General features: G+C 52.3%; 2 tRNA genes and 3 rRNA genes. All 5 read right to left on the reverse strand.

What is annotated here, in order from left to right:
• Nucleotides 1-115 (reverse strand): 5S ribosomal RNA (rrf, locus tag BLV87_RS18770); the annotation flags it as partial.
• A gap of 132 nt (nucleotides 116-247) precedes the next feature.
• A 23S ribosomal RNA gene (locus tag BLV87_RS18775) occupies nucleotides 248-3074 on the reverse strand.
• A gap of 296 nt (nucleotides 3075-3370) precedes the next feature.
• Nucleotides 3371-3446: transfer RNA gene (locus BLV87_RS18780), tRNA-Ala, on the reverse strand.
• Between the two features lie 24 nt (nucleotides 3447-3470).
• A tRNA-Ile gene (locus BLV87_RS18785) sits at nucleotides 3471-3547 on the reverse strand.
• 87 nt (nucleotides 3548-3634) lie between these two features.
• Nucleotides 3635-5123: ribosomal RNA gene (locus tag BLV87_RS18790) — 16S ribosomal RNA — on the reverse strand.
• Nucleotides 5124-5158: the final 35 nt, after the last annotated feature.

The following is a 5158-nucleotide window of genomic DNA, read 5'->3' on the forward strand; positions in this document are numbered from 1 at the left end:
CTTGGCGTTGACCTACTCTCACATGGGGAGACCCCACACTACCATCGGCGATGCTGCGTTTCACTTCTGAGTTCGGGATGGGATCAGGTGGTTCCACAGCTCTATGGACACCAAGCAAACTGGCAAGGTTGGGAAGTTTTTAGTCTCCCCGACCTAATCTGGAAAAATATCAAGTGATACGTAATACTGGGGTCTGACAGTTGCCTGCCGTCGATGTATACATCTCTCGTAGACCGTTTTGGGTTATAGGATCAAGCCTCACGGGCAATTAGTACTGGTTAGCTGCATACATTACTGCACTTCCACACCCAGCCTATCAACGTCGTAGTCTCCAACGGCCCTTCAGGATCCTCTAGGGGTCAGGGAGATCTCATCTTGGGAGGGGCTTCCCGCTTAGATGCTTTCAGCGGTTATCCCGTCCGAACATAGCTACCCTGCAATGCCACTGGCGTGACAACAGGAACACCAGAGGTTCGTCCAACCCGGTCCTCTCGTACTAAGGTCAGCTTCCCTCAAATCTCCAACGCCCACGGCAGATAGGGACCGAACTGTCTCACGACGTTCTGAACCCAGCTCGCGTACCACTTTAAATGGCGAACAGCCATACCCTTGGGACCTGCTTCAGCCCCAGGATGTGATGAGCCGACATCGAGGTGCCAAACTCCCCCGTCGATATGGACTCTTGGGAGGAATCAGCCTGTTATCCCCGGAGTACCTTTTATCCGTTGAGCGATGGCCCTTCCATTCAGAGCCACCGGATCACTAAGACCTACTTTCGTACCTGCTCGACTTGTCTGTCTCGCAGTCAAGCGTGCTTATGCCTTTACACAAACCTCACGATTTCCGACCGTGATTAGCACACCTTCGCGCTCCTCCGTTACTCTTTAGGAGGAGACCGCCCCAGTCAAACTGCCCACCATGCACTGTCCCTGACACTGTTATGTCGAGGTTAGAACATCAAAATTGCCAGGGTGGTATTTCAAGGACGACTCCACCAGGACTAGCGTCCCAGTTTCATAGTCTCCCACCTATCCTACACAAGCAAGTTCAATGTTCAGTGCAAAGCTACAGTAAAGGTTCACGGGGTCTTTCCGTCTAGCCGCGGGTACACTGCATCTTCACAGCGATTTCAATTTCACTGAGTCTCGGATGGAGACAGTGCCGCCATCGTTACGCCATTCGTGCAGGTCGGAACTTACCCGACAAGGAATTTCGCTACCTTAGGACCGTTATAGTTACGGCCGCCGTTTACCGGGGCTTCGATCAAGAGCTTCGCTTGCGCTAACCCCATCAATTAACCTTCCGGCACCGGGCAGGCGTCACACCCTATACGTCCACTTTCGTGTTTGCAGAGTGCTGTGTTTTTGATAAACAGTCGCAGCGGCCTGGTCTCTGCGGCCCGCTTGCGCGGGCGTACCTTCTCCCGAAGTTACGGTACCATTTTGCCTAGTTCCTTCATCCGAGTTCTCTCAAGCGCCTTGGAATTCTCATCCAGCCCACCTGTGTCGGTTTGGGGTACGGTTACTTTATACCTGAAGCTTAGAGGCTTTTCTTGGAAGCATAGCATCAACCACTTCGTGTCCGTAGACACTCGTCATTACGCCTCAGTGTTGAATTCCCGGATTTGCCTAAGAACCCCACCTAAACGCTTAAACAACCATCCAATAGGTTGCTGGCCTAGCTTTCTCCGTCCCCCCATCGCAGTATAAATTAGTACAGGAATATTGACCTGTTTCCCATCGACTACGCATTTCTGCCTCGCCTTAGGGGCCGACTAACCCTGCGCCGATTAACGTTGCGCAGGAAACCTTGGGCTTTCGGCGGACGGGTTTTTCACCCGTCTTGTCGTTACTTATGTCAGCATTCGCACTTCTGATACCTCCAGCAAACTTTCCAGTTCACCTTCACAGGCGTACAGAACGCTCCTCTACCACTTGCTTGCGCAAGTCCGCAGCTTCGGTGTGTGGCTTAAGCCCCGTTGAATCTTCCGCGCAGGCCGACTCGACCAGTGAGCTATTACGCTTTCTTTAAAGGATGGCTGCTTCTAAGCCAACCTCCTGGCTGTCTGTGCCTTCCCACATCGTTTCCCACTGAGCCACAACTTAGGGACCTTAGCTGGCGGTCTGGGTTGTTTCCCTTTTGACGACGGACGTTAGCACCCGCCGTCTGTCTCCCGTGCTCGCACTTCCTAGTATTCGGAGTTTGCAATGGGTTGGTAAGCCGGTCAGAGCCCCCTAGCCATAACAGTGCTCTACCCCTAGGAGTGATACACGAGGCGCTACCTAAATAGCTTTCGAGGAGAACCAGCTATCTCCGAGCTTGATTAGCCTTTCACTCCTATCCACAGCTCATCCCCTACCTTTTCAACGGGAGTGGGTTCGGTCCTCCAGTGTATGTTACTACACCTTCAACCTGGCCATGGATAGATCGCTCGGTTTCGGGTCTACTCCCAGCGACTGAACGCCCTGTTCAGACTCGCTTTCGCTACGCCTCCCCTATCGGTTAAGCTTGCCACTGAAAGTAAGTCGCTGACCCATTATACAAAAGGTACGCAGTCACCCCATAGGGCTCCCACTGCTTGTACGTACACGGTTTCAGGTTCTATTTCACTCCCTTCACCAGGGTTCTTTTCGCCTTTCCCTCACGGTACTGGTTCACTATCGGTCAGTCAGGAGTATTTAGCCTTGGAGGATGGTCCCCCCATCTTCAGACAGGATTTCACGTGTCCCGCCCTACTTAATATGTCCTCTATAACGTTTCGTGTACGGGGCTATCACCCGGTATCGCTGGCCTTTCCATACCATTCCACTACATTAAAGAGATTCGGCTGGTCCCCGTTCGCTCGCCGCTACTGGGGGAATCTCGGTTGATTTCTTTTCCTACAGGTACTTAGATGTTTCAGTTCCCTGCGTTCGCTTCCCTTGCGGGATACCACAAAAGTGGTGGGTTTCCCCATTCGGAAATCCTCGGATCAGTGTTTATTTGCAAACTCCCCGGGGCTTATCGCATGCTATAACGTCCTTCATCGCCTCTGACTGCCAAGGCATCCACCGTGTACGCTTAGTCACTTGATCCTATAACCCGAAACAGTCTACTTCCTTTTGTGCAGGTAGACTCAGGTTACAGCGTGTCTATAATCTCGTAACGATCAATCTTGAGATATATAAATCTTCTCAGTATATATTTCTCGCCTTGATATTTTTCCATGTTGTTAAAGAACGACCTATGACTTAGGTTGAACTGACAAAAGCCAGTGCAAAATAAACTCTTTTCTTTAGTAAAGAAGCCAGTTTGCTTTGCGGTGACTTTTGAAGTTACCGTGGTGTTGACATTTATTGCAATGCCTTTCGATTCAGGATGAATCTGAAAGTGGTGGAGCCAGACGGGATCGAACCGACGACCTCCTGCGTGCAAGGCAGGCGCTCTCCCAGCTGAGCTATGGCCCCTGAAAAACCTTTGCCGTGCAAGAGTGGTGGGTCTAGGTGGATTTGAACCACCGGCCTCACCCTTATCAGGGGTGCGCTCTGACCAACTGAGCTATAGACCCGTGTTCGGTACTAGAGCACTTGCAATAAATGCGGTCTGCCAGACTACTTGTGTGGGAACTTGGGATCGTGTGAGCGGCGTTTCTCGTAAAGGAGGTGATCCAGCCGCAGGTTCCCCTACGGCTACCTTGTTACGACTTCACCCCAGTCATCGGCCACACCGTGGCAAGCGCCCTCCTTTCGGTTAGACTACCTGCTTCTGGTGCAACAAACTCCCATGGTGTGACGGGCGGTGTGTACAAGGCCCGGGAACGTATTCACCGCGACATGCTGATTCGCGATTACTAGCGATTCCGACTTCACGGAGTCGAGTTGCAGACTCCGATCCGGACTACGGATGGCTTTCTGGGATTTGCTCCACCTCGCGGTATCGCTTCCCTCTGTACCACCCATTGTAGCACGTGTGTAGCCCTGGTCATAAGGGCCATGATGACTTGACGTCATCCCCACCTTCCTCCGGTTTGTCACCGGCAGTCTCCTTAGAGTTCCCACCATTACGTGCTGGCAACTAGGGATAGGGGTTGCGCTCGTTGCGGGACTTAACCCAACATCTCACGACACGAGCTGACGACAGCCGTGCAGCACCTGTGTCAGTGTTCCCGAAGGCACCAATACATTTCTGCAAAGTTCACTGCATGTCAAGACCAGGTAAGGTTCTTCGCGTTGCATCGAATTAAACCACATGCTCCACCGCTTGTGCGGGCCCCCGTCAATTCCTTTGAGTTTTACTCTTGCGAGCGTACTCCCCAGGCGGTCAACTTAATACGTTAGCTCCACCACCAAACCCTAAAGCGGGCCTGACGGCTAGTTGACATCGTTTACGGCGTGGACTACCAGGGTATCTAATCCTGTTTGCTACCCACGCTTTCGTGCCTCAGCGTCAGTGTTGGTCCAGAGAGTCGCCTTCGCCACTGATGTTCCTTCCGATCTCTATGCATTTCACCGCTACACCGGAAATTCCACTCTCCTCTCCCACACTCTAGTCACCCAGTATCAGATGCAGTTCCCAGGTTGAGCCCGGGGATTTCACATCTGACTTAAGTAACCGCCTACGCACGCTTTACGCCCAGTAATTCCGATTAACGCTTGCACCCTCCGTATTACCGCGGCTGCTGGCACGGAGTTAGCCGGTGCTTCTTCTGTTGGTAACGTCATTATCTTCCCAACTGAAAGTGCTTTACAACCCGCAGGCCTTCTTCACACACGCGGTATTGCTGGATCAGGCTTGCGCCCATTGTCCAATATTCCCGACTGCTGCCTCCCGTAGGAGTCCGGGCCGTGTCTCAGTCCCGATGTGGCTGGCCATCCTCTCAGACCAGCTAAAGATCGTCGCCTTGGTAAGCCTTTACCTTACCAACTAGCTAATCTTACGCGGGCTCATTAAATAGCGGCTTGCGCCTTTCCCCCGTAGGGCGTATGCGGTATTAATCCGGCTTTCGCCGGGCTGTCCCCCACTACTCAGTAGATTCCCACGTGTTACTCACCCGTCCGCCACTGAATCCGAAGATTCCGTTCGACTTGCATGTCTTAAGCATACCGCCAGCGTTCAATCTGAGCCAGGATCAAACTCTTCAGTTCAATCTTCATCTTTTGAAATTGAAGAGCAAATCCAT

The organism is Thiothrix caldifontis (assembly GCF_900107695.1).
GTDB classification, from domain to species: Bacteria; Pseudomonadota; Gammaproteobacteria; order Thiotrichales; family Thiotrichaceae; genus Thiothrix; species Thiothrix caldifontis.